Source organism: Neisseria sp. Marseille-Q2251 (assembly GCF_940793045.1).
GTDB lineage: Bacteria > Pseudomonadota > Gammaproteobacteria > Burkholderiales > Neisseriaceae > Neisseria.
This window is the reverse complement of sequence record NZ_CALNWV010000013.1, coordinates 22,990-42,321: the sequence shown is the minus strand read 5'-3', so window position 1 is coordinate 42,321 and position 19,332 is coordinate 22,990. Positions and strand designations below refer to the sequence as shown.

14 protein-coding genes are annotated in these 19,332 nt (G+C 48.9%); 3 read left to right on the top strand and 11 right to left on the bottom strand.

The genetic code is table 11. The features are described from left to right. Positions 1–17 precede the first annotated feature (17 nt). Entirely contained in the window at positions 18–746 is a 729-nt protein-coding gene (locus tag AAG834_RS06700; RefSeq protein WP_039404238.1) for an LOG family protein, read from the bottom strand. 185 nt (positions 747–931) lie between these two features. Between AAG834_RS06700 and truC the strand changes: the two genes are divergently transcribed. Next, positions 932–1,639 (top strand): tRNA pseudouridine(65) synthase TruC, encoded by a 708-nt coding sequence (gene truC / locus AAG834_RS06695; protein WP_342031655.1) that lies wholly within the window; start codon positions 932–934, stop codon positions 1,637–1,639. Positions 1,640–1,776: 137 nt separating this feature from the next. Here the strand turns inward: truC and AAG834_RS06690 are convergent, their stop codons facing one another. Next, complete coding sequence (locus AAG834_RS06690; RefSeq protein ID WP_342031644.1) at positions 1,777–1,968, bottom strand: hypothetical protein; 192 nt, start codon at positions 1,966–1,968, stop codon at positions 1,777–1,779. A gap of 63 nt (positions 1,969–2,031) precedes the next feature. Continuing rightward, positions 2,032–2,223: a hypothetical protein gene (locus AAG834_RS06685; RefSeq protein ID WP_342031643.1), complete on the bottom strand. Its 192-nt coding sequence runs from the start codon at positions 2,221–2,223 to the stop codon at positions 2,032–2,034. Between the two features lie 527 nt (positions 2,224–2,750). Here AAG834_RS06685 and AAG834_RS06680 point away from each other — a divergent pair. Together AAG834_RS06680 and AAG834_RS06675 are read left to right on the top strand one after the other, a co-directional pair. Continuing rightward, positions 2,751–3,986 (top strand): type VI immunity family protein, encoded by a 1,236-nt coding sequence (locus AAG834_RS06680; protein WP_342031642.1) that lies wholly within the window; start codon positions 2,751–2,753, stop codon positions 3,984–3,986. Between the two features lie 81 nt (positions 3,987–4,067). Next, positions 4,068–4,343, top strand: a complete 276-nt coding sequence (locus AAG834_RS06675) for an oxidative damage protection protein (RefSeq protein ID WP_003762149.1) — start codon at positions 4,068–4,070, stop codon at positions 4,341–4,343. Positions 4,344–5,182: 839 nt separating this feature from the next. Here AAG834_RS06675 and rpsJ read toward each other — a convergent pair. From rpsJ to rplL, 8 genes are all read right to left on the bottom strand, one after another. After that, a complete protein-coding gene (gene rpsJ, locus AAG834_RS06670; protein ID WP_002642322.1) occupies positions 5,183–5,494 on the bottom strand; it encodes a 30S ribosomal protein S10 in 312 nt (103 codons plus the stop codon). Between the two features lie 17 nt (positions 5,495–5,511). Beyond that, a complete protein-coding gene (gene tuf / locus AAG834_RS06665) occupies positions 5,512–6,696 on the bottom strand; it encodes an elongation factor Tu (protein WP_003742643.1) in 1,185 nt (394 codons plus the stop codon). Between the two features lie 88 nt (positions 6,697–6,784). Beyond that, entirely contained in the window at positions 6,785–8,890 is a 2,106-nt protein-coding gene (fusA, locus tag AAG834_RS06660; RefSeq protein ID WP_074895260.1) for an elongation factor G, read from the bottom strand. An 18-nt stretch (positions 8,891–8,908) separates the two neighbouring features. Next, positions 8,909–9,379 (bottom strand): 30S ribosomal protein S7, encoded by a 471-nt coding sequence (gene rpsG, locus AAG834_RS06655; protein WP_003745196.1) that lies wholly within the window; start codon positions 9,377–9,379, stop codon positions 8,909–8,911. 117 nt (positions 9,380–9,496) lie between these two features. Beyond that, positions 9,497–9,868 carry a 30S ribosomal protein S12 gene (gene rpsL / locus AAG834_RS06650; RefSeq protein ID WP_002218431.1) on the bottom strand — a complete coding sequence of 124 codons (372 nt, stop codon included), beginning with the start codon at positions 9,866–9,868 and terminating at the stop codon, positions 9,497–9,499. Positions 9,869–10,219: 351 nt separating this feature from the next. After that, the gene (gene rpoC, locus AAG834_RS06645; protein ID WP_342031641.1) at positions 10,220–14,395 is read right to left on the bottom strand and encodes a DNA-directed RNA polymerase subunit beta'; all 4,176 of its coding nucleotides are present in this window, start codon (positions 14,393–14,395) and stop codon (positions 10,220–10,222) included. Between the two features lie 165 nt (positions 14,396–14,560). After that, positions 14,561–18,739 (bottom strand): DNA-directed RNA polymerase subunit beta, encoded by a 4,179-nt coding sequence (gene rpoB / locus AAG834_RS06640; RefSeq protein WP_342031640.1) that lies wholly within the window; start codon positions 18,737–18,739, stop codon positions 14,561–14,563. A 190-nt stretch (positions 18,740–18,929) separates the two neighbouring features. Further along, complete coding sequence (gene rplL / locus AAG834_RS06635) at positions 18,930–19,301, bottom strand: 50S ribosomal protein L7/L12 (RefSeq protein ID WP_003677916.1); 372 nt, start codon at positions 19,299–19,301, stop codon at positions 18,930–18,932. Positions 19,302–19,332 lie beyond the last annotated feature (31 nt).

Here is a 19,332-nt window from a genome sequence, read left to right as displayed (position 1 = left end):
GACGACCTCTCAGCCCATCACAATCCGAGCGACCACGCGTTGACGCCTTCGGAAAAATCTTCCAAACGGTTTTCGTAATGCGCGAAGATTTCTTCGATGATTTCGTCTTCGCCGTCAATCAGTCGGATTAAATCCATATCCGCTTCCGAAATTAGCCCGCGCCCGAGCAGCTCTTTGCGTATCCAGTCCAACAAGCCCGACCAGAAATCCTTGCCCACCAAGATAATCGGTCGGTCGGGCGTTTTGCCCGTCTGAACCAGCGTCAGGCTTTCAAACAATTCGTCCAGCGTGCCGAAGCCGCCGGGCATGACGACATACGCGACCGCGTGTTTCACAAACATCACTTTGCGCGGGAAGAAATGTTGGAACTTGATGGACAAATCCTGATACGGATTGGCTTTTTGCTCGTGCGGCAACACGATATTCAGCCCGACCGCAGGGCTTGCGCCCGCAAACGCGCCCTTGTTCGCTGCTTCCATAATCCCCGGCCCGCCGCCCGAAATGACGGAAAAACCGGCATCCGAAAGCTTGCGCGCCAGACGCAGCGTAAATTCATAATCGGGATGATTTTCCGGCGTGCGCGCGCTGCCGTAAATGCTGACCGCAGGTTGAATTGCCCGCAGCTCCTCGCCCGCCTCGACAAATTCCGAAATAATCTTCAAAACATGATACGACTCCCGCGCCTGAATCTCGCGGCGCGCCTCATCGGTCAGCATAGGCTTGGGCAGTTTTTTGAGCAGGCTCACAGTTTTTCCTTCATCTTGTTGAACCCCCACATTGTAACCGACAGAACCCGAGGTCGTCTGAAAACGCAAACATGAACGGCAGCAAGTGTTCCTTATTTGAACGAATTATGCGTTTCTGCCTCAAGATTGCCGTTGCAGCCGCGACCGCTTGCGTTACAATCCCCCATTTCCGCCCACATCCCGCCATGCTCGACATCCTCTACCGCGACAGCCGCACCATCGCCGTCAACAAACCCGCCGGAATGCTTGTCCACCGAAGCTGGCTCGACCGCCACGAAACACAGTTCGTCATGCAAACCCTGCGCGACCAAATCGGACAACACGTCTATCCCGCCCACCGCCTCGACCGCCCCACATCCGGCGTCCTCCTGTTTGCCCTTGACCCCGAAGCCGCCCGCCTGCTGACGCAGCAGTTCGAACAAAAAACCACACACAAAACCTACTGGGCAATCGTGCGCGGATATTTGCCCGACGACGGACTCATCGACTACCCCCTCAAATATCAGCCCGACAAAATCGCCGAATCCCAAACCGAAGCCACCCTCCAAGAAGCCCAAACCCGATACCGCTGCCTTGCACGCACCGAATTGCCCTTCCAATCCGCCGCCCGCTACCCGACCTCGCGCTACTCGTGGGCAGAACTCATCCCGCACACAGGCCGCAAACACCAACTCCGCCGCCACATGAAACACATCTTCCACCCCATCGTCGGCGACACCAACTACGGCGACCTGCGCCAAAACCACGCCACCGCCGCCCACCTCGGCACCACCCGCCTCATGCTCCACGCCCGCAGCCTGTCGTTCCAAAGCATCGAAAACAGCGAAACCCTGACCGTCTGTGCCGATACCGACGAGAGCTGGCGGATTTGGCTGGATACGTTTGAAGCGTAAGTGAAAAGTCGCGTCAACAGGCTATCTGGTTATACTGCAAAACCGGACATGGTTTTCAGACGACCTTTATTCATCAAAACACATTTGAGATAACCGAACCCCGTAGCATGGGCTTTGCCCGCGGGATTTTCCGTCCGTCAGTCTGAATCGGGTATTTGTACTGACATCTGCTTCGCGGGTAGAACCCGCGCTACGGTTTGTTGTACCGATACCGACGAGAGCCAGCGGATTTGGCTGGATACGTTTGAGGCGTAAGCGCAAAGTCGTGCCAACAGGCAGGCTGGTGATACTGCAAAGCCGAACGCGGTTTTCAGACGACCTTTATTCATCAAAACTCACTTGAGATAACCGAACCCCGTAGCGTGGGCTTTGCCCGCGAGATTTGCCGTCCGTCAGTCTGAATCGGGTATTTGTACTGACATCTGCTTCGCGGGTAGAACCCGCGCTACGGTTTGCTGTGCCGATACCGACGAGAGCTGGCGGATTTGGCTGGATACGTTTGAAGCGTAAGTGGAAGGTCGCATCAACAGGCGGGCTGGTGATGCTGCAAAGCCGGACACGGGTTTCAGACGACCTTTATTCATCAAAACTCACTTGAGATAACCGAACCCCGTAGCGTGGGCTTTGCCCGCGAGATTTTCCGTCCGTCAGTCTGAATCGGGTATTTGTGCTGACATCTGCTTTGCGGATAGAACCCGCGCTATGGTTTGCTGTGCCAATATCGACAAGAGCTGGCGGATTTGGCTGGATATGTTTGAGGCGTAAGCGAAAGGTCGTACCGACAGGCGGATTGGTTATGCTGAAAAGCCGGACACGGTTTTCAGACGACCTCATCCCTGCCATCTCAGTCCGTTCAACCCACATTCATGCCGAATAATCCTACTTTGCGGTAAAGGTCGTCTGAAAACGCTATAGTGGATTAAATTTAAATCAGGACAAGGCGACGAAGCCGCAGACAGTACAGATAGTACGGAACCGATTCACTTGGTGCTTCAGCACCTTAGAGAATCGTTCTCTTTGAGCTAAGGCGAGGCAACGCCGTAATGGTTTAAAGTTAATCCACTATACACTCTTTCAGACGACGTCTGTCATATCACCATAAGGACATTCCATGAGCGACATCGAAAAGCAACTCGCCGCCATCCGCTACACCGCCGACCGCACCAAACGTTACAACGAACATGGCTTTACCCTGTTGCAACTGGGCATACGCGGCGTGGTCTATTTCAATACCCGCGATGATGTCGCCGATGCCTTAACCGATTTGATGGATTTCTATTACGAATGGGGGAAAGACAAGCTGACAATAGCTTGGCACGAAAAAGGTCATAGGGATATTAAGGAAGTCAAACTGACCGAAAAATCATATCAGAAAGAACGGGATACAATCTACCGGTGGTTGGACAATCGGAAGGAGAATCCGCCAGAGGTGATGTGGGGAATGCAAAGCGATCATGCAAATACCAGCGCATCCTATTATTTCAATATCACCTCTTTTGCCGCCTACTTTGCAAACGATCCAGATATATCAAGAGGCACTCTGCTTTTTAACCTGCCACTGGAAATTTTGTCTTCCCCCCAAGATTTGGCAAAGCTGGATGAATTTGTCGGCAAAATTTCAGAGAAACTGGATGTTTTCCACGGTTATATCGGGCTGGCAGCGATTCCACCGCATAATTATCACGACGGTGCGCCGTATGAATACGGGGTTTGCCGCGAGAATTTAGGACTGATTCCGGTCACGACCGATTATTTGGCAGATTTCTATGACTACAATATCCGCAGTATCAGTTGGTACACGCTGGTCGGTAGGGAACTTTACGGACAGCTATCGGCAGGCAGGATAGAGCCTGTTTTGGCAAATCATCCCAATATTACTCTGCGCGACATCGCCGGCATCAAAGTTTTCAAAATCGGCAGCCTGCCCGAAACAGGGGATATCCGCGAAGATCTACCCTTGGACTACATTGCGCTAAACCGCGCTTTAGAACCGATACGCGAAAAATATCCGCGTGAAAACATGGGCGGCATCACTCGCGAACAGATGTATTATTGGTCGAGAAGATGGGACGGCTGGGAAGTGGAAGAAAAGGACGGCAAGCGGATCTACACCCAAGCGCCGCAGGAAATCATCGGTGTTGAGGAAGAGCCTGTTCCGATTTCGGGTATGTGGAAAATCACCAGCTTTGACGGTGAAACCCGCCATTTCAATAAAGGCGAAATTTTTCCTGAAGGAGAGGGAGTGCGGACACAAGATGTGCTTCTCGGACCGCAAATGGGTCTGACCATTTGGGAGCTGGTCAAAGGCGACCATAACGAGCCTTTGCGCAGAAAAGCAATGTGGTAGGCAACCGCCCTGCCTTTCCGAACGTCAGCCGATACGTTAAAATATGCCTCGTCTGAAACCCCGTTTTTAAGGAAAACCGCCATGACCCGTATGGTTCACTGCGTCAAACTCGGCAAAGAAGCCGAAGGTATGAAATTCCCACCGCTGCCCAACGAATTAGGCAAGCGTATTTTTGAAAATGTATCCCAAGAAGCTTGGAATGCGTGGACACGCCACCAAACCATGCTGATTAACGAAAACCGTTTAAGCCTCGCCGACCCACGCGCACGCGAATATCTGGCACAACAAATGGAACAGTATTTCTTCGGCGACGGCGCAGATGCCGTTCAAGGTTATGTGCCGCAAGAGCCCAAATAACGCCATCATTTGCTCAAAAGGTCGTCTGAAAACGAAAATCGGATTTCAGACGACCTTTTTGTATCAATAAACTTGCTGCAAAGCCGTTTCATTTTATAGTGGATTAACTTTAAATCAGGACAAGGCGACGAAGCCGCAGACAGTACAGATAGTACGGAACCGATTCACTTGGTGCTTCAGCACCTTAGAGAATCGTTCTCTTTGAGCTAAGGCGAGGCAACGCCGTACTGGTTTAAAGTTAAGCCACTATATTTCCGCTATTTCCGTATTTTCCCTATTCCTCTCCCCCGCAAAAGAGGATGAAAAATACCAAAATCGCAACCGTTTATCAGCTTATCAAATTTACCGCCAGCTTATTGCATCCTTTGGACAAGAGTTGGCCGAATCGCAATAACCCATCAAAATTTGCCGTACTTCAATATAGGTTTCGCAAAAGCTCAAATGAATTTCGCCAATCATCTGTTTTCAGACGACCTCAACATGGTTTCTTTGACCTGCTGCACCTATGCTTTCAGACAACCTTTGTCCTGAATAAAGGGAGAAAACGTCGCGTAGGCTTTACCCACGGAAAGTGTTCAAAGAATTATTTATCTAACACCGGAACACCGGCTCCCCATACAAATACAAACCGATTTCCAATGATGCACATATCGGTCTTTAACAGTAAGCAAGACCTAATAAAATTCAAAAACTCAATTCCATCCATGAAGTCTCGATTGTGCAAAATACCAATCAACAGAATGCCCTATTTCTATTTGAATCCACCATAAATGCTTCAATGGGTTAAAAAATAAAAAGCCGAACGGATAAACCATTCGGCTTTCTATCAAAAGCAGCGATTATTGAACTTTAATTTCTACATCAACACCGGCTGGCAAGTCCAGTTTCATCAGTGCATCGGTAGTTTTGTCAGTCCAGTCCACGATGTCCATCAGGCGCAAGTGAGTGCGGATTTCCAATTGTTCACGAGAAGTTTTGTTCACGTGTGGAGAACGCAGAATGTTGAAACGTTCGATTTTAGTCGGCAACGGAATCGGACCTTTTACAACGGCACCGGTACGTTTTGCAGTTTCAACGATTTCTTGAGCAGAACGGTCGATCAGGCTGTAATCATAAGCTTTCAGGCGGATACGGATTTTTTGGTTTGCCATTTATCGATATCCTTCAATTAAGCGATGATAGAAGAAACCACACCTGCACCTACGGTACGTCCACCTTCGCGAATCGCAAAGCGCAAACCTTCTTCCATAGCGATAGGCGCAATCAGTTCTACAGTGATGGCTACGTTCTCACCAGGCATAACCATTTCTACACCTTCTTCCAAAGTAACCGCGCCGGTTACGTCGGTAGTACGGAAGTAGAATTGAGGACGGTAGTTGGCGAAGAACGGAGTATGACGACCACCCTCTTCTTTGCTCAATACGTACACTTCTGCTTTGAATTTGGTGTGCGGAGTGATGGTACCCGGTTTAGCCAATACTTGACCGCGTTCCACTTCTTCACGTTTGGTACCGCGCAGCAATACGCCTACGTTGTCACCGGCTTGACCTTCGTCCAGCAGTTTGCGGAACATTTCAACACCGGTACAAGTGGTTTTTTGGGTTTCTTTCAGACCTACGATTTCGATCTCGTCACCAACGTGGATGACACCGCGCTCTACACGGCCGGTTACTACTGTACCGCGACCGGAGATGGAGAATACGTCTTCGATAGGCAACAGGAACGGTTTGTCCACGGCACGCTCTGGAGTCGGGATGTAGCTGTCCAATGCGGCAGCCAGTTCGAAGATTTTTTCTTCGTAAGCGGCGTCGCCTTCCAAGGCTTTCAGTGCAGAACCTTGTACGATCGGGCAGTCGTCGCCTGGGAAGTCGTAGCTTGACAGCAAGTCACGGATTTCCATTTCAACCAGTTCCAGCAGTTCGGCATCGTCAACCATGTCGCATTTATTCATGAACACGATGATGTAAGGTACGCCTACTTGGCGGGCCAACAGGATGTGTTCGCGGGTTTGCGGCATAGGACCGTCGGCAGCGGAACATACCAAGATTGCGCCGTCCATTTGTGCGGCACCGGTAATCATGTTTTTAACGTAGTCGGCGTGTCCCGGGCAGTCTACGTGTGCGTAGTGGCGGGTTTCGGTTTCGTATTCTACGTGTGAGGTATTAATGGTAATACCGCGGGCTTTTTCTTCGGGAGCGTTGTCGATTTGGTCGTAAGCTTTTGCAGCACCACCGAATTTTTTAGCCAAAATAGTAGTCAAAGCAGCAGTCAGGGTGGTTTTACCATGGTCAACGTGACCGATGGTGCCAACGTTTACGTGCGGTTTGCTACGTTCAAATTTTTCCTTAGCCATGAGCTAATTCCTTTACATTAAAGATCGATTAAAGAACAGAGGCCGTCTGAAAAATCATTTCAGCCTTTCAGACGACCTATTTGCCTGATTAGCCTTTACGGGCTTCAGTTACAGCAGCAGCTATGTGGGCAGGAGCTTCAGAATATTTCTTGAACTCCATAGAGTAAGTAGCGCGGCCTTGGGTTGCAGAACGCAGGTCGGTCGAATAACCGAACATTTCTGCCAGAGGTACTTCGGCACGGACTTTTTTACCGCCGATACCGTCATCATCCATACCCAATACGACGCCGCGACGACGGTTCAAGTCGCCCATTACGTCACCCATGTATTCTTCAGGGGTTTCCACTTCAACTGCCATGATTGGCTCAAGCAGAGCAGGATTGGCTTTACGCATACCTTCTTTGAAGGCTTGGGAAGCAGCCAATTCGAAGGCCAGTTGAGAGGAGTCGACATCGTGTGAAGAACCGAAGATCAAACGTACGCGTACGTCAACTACAGGGTAGCCTGCAACGATACCGTTAGGCAGGGTATCGCGGATACCTTTATCCACAGACGGAATGAATTCGCGAGGAATCACACCACCTTTAATTTCGTCGATAAATTCGTAACCTGCACCACCCGGCTCCATAGGTTCCATTTTGATCACAACGTGACCGTATTGACCTTTACCACCGGATTGTTTAGCGTGTTTGTATTCGGCTTCAACTTCTTTGCGGATGGTTTCGCGGTAAGCCACTTGAGGCGCACCGATATTCGCTTCCACGCCGAATTCGCGTTTCATACGGTCAACAATAATTTCCAAGTGCAGCTCACCCATACCGGAAATAATGGTTTGACCGGACTCTTCGTCTGTACGAACGCGGAAAGAAGGGTCTTCTTTAGCCAGACGGTTCAGGGCGATACCCATTTTCTCTTGGTCGGCTTTGGTTTTCGGCTCAACGGCAATATGGATTACCGGCTCAGGGAATTCCATGCGTTCCAAGATAATAGGTGCGCTTTCTGCACACAAGGTTTCACCGGTAGTAACGTCTTTCAGACCGATAGCGGCTGCAATATCACCAGCGCGTACTTCTTCGATTTCAGTACGGTCCGCAGCAGTCATTTGTACCAAACGGCCGATACGTTCACGAGTACCTTTTACTGAGTTCAATACGGTATCACCGGATTTCACGACGCCAGAGTAAACGCGGATAAAGGTCAATTGACCAACGTATTTGTCGTTCAACATTTTGAACGCCAATGCAGAGAATTTCTCTTCATCGCTGGCTTGACGGCTGTCGGCTTCTTCAGTGTTAGGGTTAACACCTTGAACAGGAGGAATATCGGTAGGAGCAGGCAGCAATTCTACAACTGCGTCCAACATACGTTGAACACCTTTGTTTTTAAATGCAGAACCACACAACATAGGTTGGATTTCGCCTGCCAGAGTACGTTGACGCAAACCGCCTACGATTTCTTCCTCAGTCAGCTCGTCGCCGCCCAAGTATTTATCCATCAATTCTTCGCTGGCTTCTGCCGCGGCTTCAATCATGTTTTGACGCCATTCTTCAGCAGTTTCAACCAATTCGGCAGGAATATCGCCATAGGTAAAGGTTGTACCTTTGTCAGCTTCGTTCCAAATGATAGATTTCATTTTCAACAGATCAACAACGCCGCTGAAGCTGTCTTCTGCACCTACCGGAATGACGATAGGTACAGGGTTTGCGCGCAAACGGGTTTTCATTTGCTCAACAACGCGGAAGAAGTTGGCACCTTGACGGTCCATTTTATTTACAAACGCCAAGCGTGGTACTTGGTATTTGTTAGCTTGACGCCATACGGTTTCAGATTGCGGCTGAACACCACCCACCGCGCAGTAAACCATTACCGCACCGTCCAATACACGCATAGAACGCTCTACCTCTACGGTAAAGTCAACGTGTCCCGGGGTGTCGATGATGTTGAAACGGTGTTCTGGGAATTGTTTCGCCATACCGGACCAGTAGGAAGTCACGGCAGCAGAAGTAATGGTAATACCACGCTCTTGCTCTTGTTCCATGTAGTCGGTAGTAGCCGCACCGTCATGCACCTCGCCCAATTTGTGGGTCAAACCGGTATAGAACAAAATACGTTCTGTAGTAGTGGTTTTACCCGCGTCGATATGAGCGGAAATACCGATGTTGCGGTACAGGCTGATCGGGGTCTTACGAGCCATTTTATTAGCCTTTCAAAATTAGAAACGGAAGTGAGAGAATGCTTTGTTGGCTTCAGCCATGCGGTGTACTTCTTCACGTTTTTTCAACGCACCACCGCGACCTTCGGATGCATCAATCAACTCGCCTGCCAAACGCAGGTCCATGGATTTCTCACCACGTTTGCGGGCCGCATCGCGAACCCAGCGCATTGCAAGAGCCAGACGGCGTGAAGGACGAACCTCAACAGGAACTTGGTAGTTTGCACCACCTACACGGCGGCTTTTCACTTCCACGATAGGTTTGGCGTTTGCAATGGCTTCGTTGAATACTTCGATTGCTGCTTTGCCGGTTTTTTTCTCGATTTGCTCCAGCGCACCGTAAACGATACGTTCGGCAACGGATTTCTTACCGTCAATCATCAATACGTTCATGAATTTAGTCAGCTCGACGCTGCCGAATTTAGGATCAGGCAATACATCACGCTTGGGGACTTCTCTACGTCTTGGCATTTTAATTTCCTTTAATCTATTCAGTTGGGTCAATTCCCATGAATACCCAAAAGAGCATTCACTTACTCGGCCGTTATTCAGCTTAGGTGGCCGACGTGCCTATTTAAGCCCCTGTAATTATTTAGGACGCTTAGCACCGTATTTAGAACGGGCTTGTTTACGGTCTTTAACACCTGCAGTATCCAAAGAACCGCGTACAGTGTGGTAACGCACACCCGGCAAGTCTTTTACACGACCGCCGCGAATCAGTACGACGCTGTGCTCTTGCAGGTTGTGGCCTTCACCGCCGATGTATGAAATCACTTCAAAACCGTTGGTCAGGCGAACTTTACATACTTTGCGCAATGCAGAGTTAGGTTTTTTAGGGGTAGTCGTGTATACACGGGTGCACACGCCGCGTTTTTGCGGGCAAGCTTCCAGTGCAGGCACTTTATTTACGTACACAGGCTTTTGACGGCCTTTGCGTACCAATTGGTTGATAGTTGGCATATTTTCTCGTCCTGTTGAGTTAAATACTTGCCGACACCATGTCGGCAAGAGTGGAATTATATTTTTATTGCAAGAGTTTAGTCAAGCAAACGGTAGAGAAAAGTTGGTATTTTGTATTTACTAAGAACTATTTAGCAACTAAGGTCGTCTGAAATGGATAAAGAGTTCTCAAACTCTGCGCTCCCTATTTCAAACGACCTTTATCAAAAATGAGTCGGTTCGCAACTCTTTGGAGCCACCCTTCCTACCGCACTTTTCACAACAACCCTGACAAGCCACACAGGTCGTCTGAAAAAGAAAACCGCAAGCTGTGTTGGCTTGCGGTTTTCTTTCAAACAAATATCCTACGGATTATTCATCTGCTGCTTCGATTTCGGAAGTTTCTTGCTCCGCTTCTTGCCATTGCTGGCGGCGGCTGCGGTGGTAGGTCAAACCGGTACCGGCAGGAATCAGACGACCTACAATTACGTTCTCTTTCAGGCCGCGCAACTCGTCTTGTTTGCCCATGATGGCGGCTTCAGTCAGAACGCGGGTCGTCTCTTGGAACGATGCGGCAGAAATGAAGCTGTCGGTTGACAAGGAGGCTTTGGTAATACCCAACAATACGTTTTCGTAACGTGCCGGTTCTTTGCCTTCTTCCAAAGCTTTTTCATTGGCTGTCATGACATCACCGCGTTCGACTTGCTCACCGGTAATGAATTCGGTTTCACCTGAATCGACAATATTCACACGACGCAGCATCTGACGGATGATGACTTCGATGTGTTTATCGGAAATCTTCACACCTTGCAGACGGTAAACCTCTTGCACTTCTTGAACGATATAACGCGCCAGTGCTTCGATACCTTGCAAACGCAGAATATCATGCGGATCAACAGCTCCGTCCACGATGGTTTCACCGCGGTTTACCACTTGACCGTCATGCACCAGAATTTGTTTCTCTTTAGAAATCAAAGTCTCGTATGCTACGCCGTCTACATCAGTGATAATCAGACGCTGTTTGCCTTTGGTCTCTTTACCGAATGAAACTGTACCGGTGATTTCTGCCAACATACCCGCATCTTTCGGTACACGTGCTTCAAACAACTCGGCAACGCGCGGCAGACCACCGGTAATATCGCGGGTTTTGGAAGAGGCTTGCGGGATACGCGCCAATACGTCACCTTTACCGACTTCCTGACCTTCGCGCACGGTAATCACTGCACCCACAGGGAATGCCATAGATACCGGGGTGGAGGTACCCGGAATGCAGATTTCCAGACCGTTTTCATCCAACAGTTTCACTGTCGGACGCAGCAGTTTGGATGCGCTGCCGGAGCGGCGTTTGCCGTCAATAACTACCAAAGTGGACAAACCAGTTACATCGTCAGTTTGTTTGGCAACGGTTACGCCCTCTTCCACGTTCTCGAATTTCACCCAACCTGCGTGTTCGGTAATCATCGGACGGGTATGCGGATCCCAGGTTGCCAACGTTTGACCTGCTTTAATGGCTTCACCATCTTGAACCATCAAAATCGCACCGTAAGGCACTTTGTGGCGTTCGCGCTCACGACCGATGTCATCATGGATAACGACTTCGCAAGAGCGGCCGATGACAACCAATTCGCCTTTGTTGTTGGCAACATAACGCATTTGGCTGCTGAATCGTGCCGTACCGTTGGATTTGGCTTCAACTTGGCTGGCTGCTGCCGCACGGGATGCCGCACCACCGATGTGGAACGTACGCATGGTCAACTGGGTACCCGGTTCACCGATAGACTGAGCTGCAATCACGCCGACTGCTTCACCGGCATTAACCAGTTTGCCGCGTGCCAAGTCACGACCGTAACAGTGTGCGCACAAGCCATGACGGGTTTTACAGGTAATCGGAGTACGTACTTTGACTTCATCAACACCGGATTGGTCAATCATATCCACCAGTTTTTCAGTCAACAACGTACCGGCTTCAACCAAGGTCTCGCCGCTTGACGGATCGACAACGTCAGACGCTGTAACACGACCCAAAATACGATCACGCAATGCTTCAATCACATCACCGCCTTGTACGACTGCCTTCATGACAAAGCCGTCTGAAGTGCCACAATCGTCTTCAACAACGACCAAGTCTTGAGTTACGTCCACCAGACGACGGGTCAGGTAACCGGAGTTCGCGGTTTTCAATGCGGTATCCGCCAAACCCTTACGCGCACCGTGGGTCGCAATAAAGTATTGCAATACGGTCAAACCTTCGCGGAAGTTTGAGGTAATCGGCGTTTCAATAATCGAGCCGTCAGGTTTAGCCATCAAACCACGCATACCGGACAACTGTTTAATCTGAGCCGCAGAACCACGGGCACCAGAGTCTGCCATCATATAGATGGAGTTGAATGACTCTTGATCGACTTCGTTGCCGTCACGGTCGATAACTTTTTGTTTGGACAAGTTGTCCATCATCGCTTTAGCGATTTTATCGCCGGCACGACCCCAAATATCCACCACTTTGTTGTAGCGTTCGCCATTGGTGACCAAACCTTGGCGGTATTGGTCTTCGATTTCTTTAACCTCGGCATTGGCTTCAGCCAACAAGGCTGCTTTTTCTTTCGGAATTTCCATGTCGTCAACAGCAATGGAAATACCGCCTTTGGCTGCGAATCCGAAACCGGTATACATCAAGTGGTCGGCGAAAATAACCGTATCGCGCAAGCCGCACAGGCGGAACGATGCGTTAATCAGCTTGGAAATTTCTTTTTTCTTCAACGCCTTATTGATGTATTCAAACGGCAGGCCTTTAGGCAGGATTTCGCTCAACAATGCACGACCGACAGTCGTTTCGTAGCGGGTAACGACAGGCTCGAATTCGCCGGCTTCATTTTTCACCCATTCACGCAGACGTACGGTGATTTTCGTACCCAGCTCAACTTGTTTGGTATGGTATGCACGATGCACTTCTTTCACATCAGCAAACAGACTGCCCTCACCTTTGGCATTGATGCGGTCGCGGGTCATGTAGTACAGGCCCAATACGATGTCTTGGGAAGGTACGATAATCGGTTCGCCGTTGGCAGGAGACAATACGTTGTTTGAAGCCAGCATCAGGGTACGCGCTTCCATTTGCGCTTCCAAGCTCAATGGAACGTGTACCGCCATTTGGTCACCGTCAAAGTCGGCGTTAAACGCGGCACATACCAACGGATGCAACTGAATGGCTTTACCTTCAATCAGGATGGGTTCAAACGCTTGAATACCCAAACGGTGCAGGGTCGGCGCACGGTTCAGCATAATCGGATGTTCACGAATGACTTCTTCCAAGATATCCCATACTTCAGGTACTTCTTGCTCTACCAATTTTTTCGCTGCTTTAACGGTAGAAGCCAGACCTTGTTTTTCCAGTTTATGGAAAATGAACGGTTTGAACAGTTCCAAAGCCATTTTTTTCGGCAGACCGCATTGGTGCAGACGCAGGTATGGACCTACGGTAATCACGGAACGACCTGAATAGTCCACACGTTTACCCAGCAGGTTTTGACGGAAACGACCGCCCTTACCTTTAATCATGTCGGCCAACGATTTCAGCGGACGTTTGTTGGCGCCGGTCATGGCTTTACCGCGACGGCCGTTATCCAACAGCGAGTCAACCGCTTCTTGCAACATACGTTTTTCATTGCGAACAATGATGTCAGGAGCGTGCAGTTCCAGCAGGCGTTTCAGACGATTGTTACGATTGATGACGCGACGGTATAAATCGTTCAAATCGGAAGTGGCAAAACGACCACCGTCCAACGGAACCAGAGGACGCAAATCAGGCGGCAATACCGGCAGCACGTCCATAATCATCCACTCCAGTTTCATGCCGGAACGATGGAAGGCTTCCAACACTTTCAAGCGTTTGGCGATTTTTTTGATTTTGGTATCTGAACCGGTCGACTCAAGCTCTTGGCGCAGGATTTCGATTTCGCCTGCTACATCCAAAGTGCGCAACAATTCGCGGATACCTTCCGCACCCATTTTGGCATCGAAATCGTCGCCGTATTCGTCCAGTTTGTTGTAGTAGTCATCTTCAGTCAGCAATTGACGGCGTTGCAGCGGAGTCATGCCGGGGTCGGTCACAACAAAAGCTTCAAAGTACAATACGCGCTCGATGTCGCGCAAAGTCATGTCCAACACCATGCCCAAACGAGAAGGCAGAGATTTCAAGAACCAAATGTGTGCCACAGGTGCGGCCAATTCGATATGACCCATGCGTTCGCGGCGTACTTTGGACAAAGTCACTTCAACGCCACATTTTTCACAGGTTACACCTTTAAATTTCAAGCGTTTATATTTTCCGCACAAGCATTCGTAGTCTTTGACCGGACCAAAGATTTTGGCGCAGAACAGACCGTCACGCTCAGGTTTGAACGTACGATAGTTGATGGTTTCGGGCTTTTTAACTTCGCCGTAAGACCATGAGCGGATGGTTTCGGGAGAAGCAATGCCGATTTTGATGGCATCAAACTCTTCTTCCATGCCGGCAGTTTGCAACGGATTAAATAAGTTCAACAAATTCATTTTTGCTCCTTGAAGGAAGTATTTTTACCGCGTGGCGGATTTTCGATATTGGAAACGGTACGTTGCGGTTTCAGACGACCTGATATTTTCAGATTTCGATTCATTCATTCTTATTCTGCAACCGCTTTTTCAAACGACCCAGAGAGATCGTCTGAAAACTTCTGTTTAGTAACGTTCCAAATCGATATCCAAGCCCAGTGAGCGAATCTCTTTAACCAATACGTTGAAGGACTCAGGCATACCGGCATCGATTTTGTGTTCGCCTTTGACGATGTTCTCGTACATTTTGGTACGACCTGTTACGTCGTCGGACTTCACGGTCAACATCTCTTGCAGTGTGTAGGCTGCGCCGTATGCTTCCAGCGCCCAAACCTCCATCTCACCGAAACGTTGGCCACCGAACTGAGCTTTACCGCCCAGAGGCTGTTGAGTAACCAGACTGTACGGACCGGTAGAGCGCGCGTGCATTTTTTCGTCAACCAAGTGGTGCAGTTTCAGATAGTGCATCACACCTACTGTTACCTTGCGGTCAAACGGTTCGCCAGAGCGTCCGTCATACAGCGTGATTTGGGTTTTGCTGTCGTTAAAGCCCAGTTTTTCGACTTCAGGATCATCGCTTGGATAAGCCAAATTCAGCATTTCGCGGATTTCGGATTCTTTCGCACCGTCAAACACCGGCGATGCAAAAGATGCGCCTTTACGCAGGTTGGAAGCCAGTTCGATAATTTCTTCATCAGTCAGAGCGTCCAAATCTTCTTTCTTACCGCTGCCGTTGTAGAGTTTGTTCAAGAACTCGCGCAGCTCGCTGGCTTTACGTTGCTCTTTCAGCATACGGTCGATACGCTCGCCGATACCTTTTGCCGCCCAACCCAAGTGAACTTCCAAAATCTGACCGATGTTCATACGGGAAGGTACGCCCAACGGGTTCAATACGATGTCCACAGGACGACCGTCCGCCATATAAGGCATGTCTTCTACAGGCAGAATGCGCGATACCACACCTTTGTTACCGTGGCGGCCCGCCATTTTGTCACCGGCTTGCAGACGGCGTTTGATGGCGATAAAGACTTTCACCATTTTTTGTACGCCAGGCTGCAATTCGTCGCCTTGAGTCAGTTTTTTCTTCTTGATTTCGTACAACTCGTCCGCTTCTTCGCGTTTTTGTTGCAGACTCAATTTAATCAGTTCTAATTGTTTGGCCAAATCTTCATCAGCCAAACGGATATCGAACCAATCGTGTTTGCTAGGCAAACCCGCCAGATATTCGGTAGTGATTTCACTGCCTTTAGCCAGCTTCATTGGACCGCCGTTGGCTTTTTGACCGACGATCATGCGCTCAATACGGTCGAATGCATCGTTATCAAAAATACGCAACTGGTCGCCCAAGTCTTGACGGTAACGTTTCAGCTCGGAATCAATAATGGATTGAGCACGTTTGTCGCGTTGGATACCTTCGCGAGTAAAGACTTGAACGTCGATAACCGTACCGCTCATGCCAGTAGGCATACGCAACGAGGTGTCTTTTACGTCGGATGCTTTTTCGCCAAAGATGGCGCGCAGCAGTTTCTCTTCAGGAGTGAGTTGGGTTTCGCCTTTAGGCGTTACTTTACCTACCAACACATCGCCTGCTTCCACTTCCGCACCAATATAAACGATACCGGATTCGTCCAAACGGTTTTGCATACGCTCGGACAAGTTCGGAATATCGCGGGTGATATCTTCTGCACCCAGCTTGGTATCGCGGGCAACGACATTCAATTCCTCAATGTGAATCGAAGTATAGCGGTCGTCCGCAGCCACTTTTTCGGAAATCAGAATCGAGTCTTCATAGTTATAACCGTTCCACGGCATGAAGGCGATGGTCATGTTTTGACCCAGAGCCAATTCGCCCAAATCGGTGGATGCGCCGTCAGCAATCAAATCGCCGCGTTGCAAAACGTCGCCGGCTTTAACGGCAGGACGTTGGTTGATATTGGTAGACTGGTTAGAACGGGTGAATTTAACCAAGTTGTAAATATCGACACCCACTTCACCGGCAGTCGCTTCATCGTCATGAACACGAATCACAACACGGTTGGCATCAACATACTCAACCACACCGCCGCGACGGGCAACGATTGCGGTAGCAGAGTCAACGGCAACAGAACGCTCGATACCGGTACCAACCATCGGTTTTTCAGGACGCAGGCACGGTACGGCCTGACGTTGCATGTTGGCACCCATCAATGCACGGTTCGCATCATCGTGTTCCAAGAACGGAATCAGGGATGCCGCTACGGATACCACTTGACCGGTTGCCACGTCCATATATTGCACACGGTCAGGCGTTGCCATAATGGTTTCACCTTTTTCACGACAAGTGACCAAGTCACCAATCAAATTACCATCTTTGTCCAAATCAGCATTCGCCTGTGCAATCACATAGCGGCCTTCTTCAATGGCAGACAAGTAATCGATTTCCTCGGTTACTTTGCCGTCGATAACGCGGCGGTAAGGAGTTTCCAAGAAACCATAATCATTGGTACGCGCATAAACGGACAATGAGTTAATCAAACCGATGTTCGGACCTTCAGGCGTTTCAATCGGACATACGCGGCCATAGTGGGTCGGATGCACGTCTCGCACCTCGAAACCCGCACGTTCACGGGTCAAACCACCCGGGCCCAACGCAGATACACGGCGTTTATGAGTTACTTCAGACAAGGGGTTGGTCTGATCCATAAACTGACTCAATTGGCTTGAGCCGAAGAATTCTTTGATGGCAGCAGAAACAGGTTTCGCATTAATCAAATCATGCGGCATTAAGTTTTCTGATTCCGCTTGATTCAGGCGTTCTTTTACAGCACGTTCCACGCGAGCCAAACCACTGCGGAATTGGTTTTCAGTCAACTCACCTACCGAACGCACACGACGGTTGCCCAAGTGGTCAATATCGTCCACTTCGCCATGACCGTTACGCAATTCAACCAAAGTAGCAATTGAGGCAACAATATCTTCGACGCTCAGAACATAACCGCCTTTTTCGGCAGCGCCTGCAAAAGTTTCATTCAACAAACGGCCATACCAAGACTGCTGTTGTGCTTCAGACAATTTTTGTTCATAAGTACGCGTATTGAATTTCATACGGCCTACGCGAGACAAATCGTAGCTGTCCTCACTGAAGAACAAGCGGTTAAACAATTGCTCGACAGCTTCCTCGGTAGGCGGCTCGCCCGGGCGCATCATGCGGTAAATCGCAACACGCGCTGCTTGCTGATCAGCAGTCTCATCAGTGCGCAGAGTATTGGAAATATAGCCACCCTGATCCAATTCATTAATGTAAAGCGTAGTAAGCTGTTTTACACCATGGATATCAAATTTTGCCAACAACTCTTCAGTGATTTCATCATTGGCCACAGCCAATACTTCACCCGTTTCAGGATCAATCAAATCCGCGGCCAAAGCTTTGCCAATCAAGCTTTCCGGCTCCACATCCAAACGGGTTAATCCCGCATTGCTAATATCACGGATATTTTTTGCGGTAATGCGTTTACCTTTAGCAACCAATACGTTGCCTTCTTTATCCAAGATATCAACTTTGGCAGTTTCACCTTTCAGACGACCTACAACCAAATCGGTTTGAGCACCATTTTCAGACAGATAGAACGTTTCTTTATCGTAGAAAATATCCAAGATCTGCTCATTGTTGTAGCCCAAAGCCTTCAACAAAATCGTAACCGGCATTTTACGGCGACGGTCGATGCGGAAATACAGCAAATCTTTCGGGTCAAATTCGAAATCCAACCACGAACCACGGTAAGGAATGATTCGGGCAGAGAACAACAATTTACCGGAGGAATGGGTTTTACCACGGTCATGCTCAAAGAACACACCGGGAGAACGGTGCAACTGAGAAACAATTACACGTTCGGTACCGTTAATGACAAACGAACCGCTTGGAGTCATCAATGGGATTTCGCCCATGTATACTTCATTTTCACGAACTTCTTTGACTGTCGGTTTAGACGCTTCCTTGTCTAAAATAACCAGTCGGATACGCGCGCGCAGGGGGGCTGCATAAGTGATTCCGCGCAATTGACATTCAGGAATATCGAACAAAGGCTCACCCAACGTGTAATGCACAAACTCCAAACGCGCATAACCATTGTGGCTTACGATAGGGAAAATAGAATTAAATGCAGCCTGCAGACCATCGTCAGTACGCTGATCAAAAGCATTTTCTAATTGCAGAAATTTCGCATAAGAATCAATTTGTGTTGCCAACAAAAAGGGAACGTCCAATACGTTCTCTCGTTTTGCAAAACTCTTACGGATACGTTTTTTCTCGGTAAACGAATAGTTCATATACACTCCGAAAAGCAATTTTAAAGAAAGAGGTCGTCTGAAATAACGCCAATTGTTTGTGTGTTATTTACATTTATTTAAACTTAACTTGCGAATAAATTGCAAATAAATGTAAATAACCGATTAACCTAATAACAACAAGCAAAATAAGGCTGGCAGAAAACTGCCAGCCTTCACAGGAAGCATCAAATTATTTGATTTCGACTTTAGCGCCGGCTTCTTCCAATTGTTTTTGGATGTCTTCAGCTTCAGCTTTAGAAACACCTTCTTTAAGAGTTTTAGGTGCACCATCAACGATGTCTTTAGCTTCTTTCAGACCCAGACCGGTAATTGCGCGGACTACTTTAATCACGCCAACTTTTTGGTCACCGGCAGAAGCCAATACTACGTCAAATTCAGTTTTTTCTTCAGCGGCAGCAGCACCAGCACCAGCAGGACCTGCAACTGCAACAGCAGCAGCGGAAACGCCGAATTTTTCTTCAAAAGCTTTAACCAAGTCGTTCAATTCCATTACGGTCAAAGAACCAACTGCTTCCAAAATGTCTTCTTTAGTAATAGCCATGCTATTTATACTCCAAATATTGTATTAAAAA

Bases quoted from the DNA above. Each gene is read 5' to 3' on its own strand.
- truC (WP_342031655.1), top strand. From the start codon at position 932: ATGCTCGACATCCTCTACCGCGACAGCCGCACCATCGCCGTCAACAAA.
- AAG834_RS06690 (WP_342031644.1), bottom strand. From the start codon at position 1,968: ATGAATAAAGGTCGTCTGAAAACCGCGTTCGGCTTTGCAGTATCACCA.
- AAG834_RS06685 (WP_342031643.1), bottom strand. From the start codon at position 2,223: ATGAATAAAGGTCGTCTGAAACCCGTGTCCGGCTTTGCAGCATCACCA.
- AAG834_RS06680 (WP_342031642.1), top strand. From the start codon at position 2,751: ATGAGCGACATCGAAAAGCAACTCGCCGCCATCCGCTACACCGCCGAC.
- AAG834_RS06675 (WP_003762149.1), top strand. From the start codon at position 4,068: ATGACCCGTATGGTTCACTGCGTCAAACTCGGCAAAGAAGCCGAAGGT.
- rpsJ (WP_002642322.1), bottom strand. From the start codon at position 5,494: ATGGCAAACCAAAAAATCCGTATCCGCCTGAAAGCTTATGATTACAGC.
- tuf (WP_003742643.1), bottom strand. From the start codon at position 6,696: ATGGCTAAGGAAAAATTTGAACGTAGCAAACCGCACGTAAACGTTGGC.
- fusA (WP_074895260.1), bottom strand. From the start codon at position 8,890: ATGGCTCGTAAGACCCCGATCAGCCTGTACCGCAACATCGGTATTTCC.
- rpsG (WP_003745196.1), bottom strand. From the start codon at position 9,379: ATGCCAAGACGTAGAGAAGTCCCCAAGCGTGATGTATTGCCTGATCCT.
- rpsL (WP_002218431.1), bottom strand. From the start codon at position 9,868: ATGCCAACTATCAACCAATTGGTACGCAAAGGCCGTCAAAAGCCTGTG.
- rpoC (WP_342031641.1), bottom strand. From the start codon at position 14,395: ATGAATTTGTTGAACTTATTTAATCCGTTGCAAACTGCCGGCATGGAA.
- rpoB (WP_342031640.1), bottom strand. From the start codon at position 18,739: ATGAACTATTCGTTTACCGAGAAAAAACGTATCCGTAAGAGTTTTGCA.
- rplL (WP_003677916.1), bottom strand. From the start codon at position 19,301: ATGGCTATTACTAAAGAAGACATTTTGGAAGCAGTTGGTTCTTTGACC.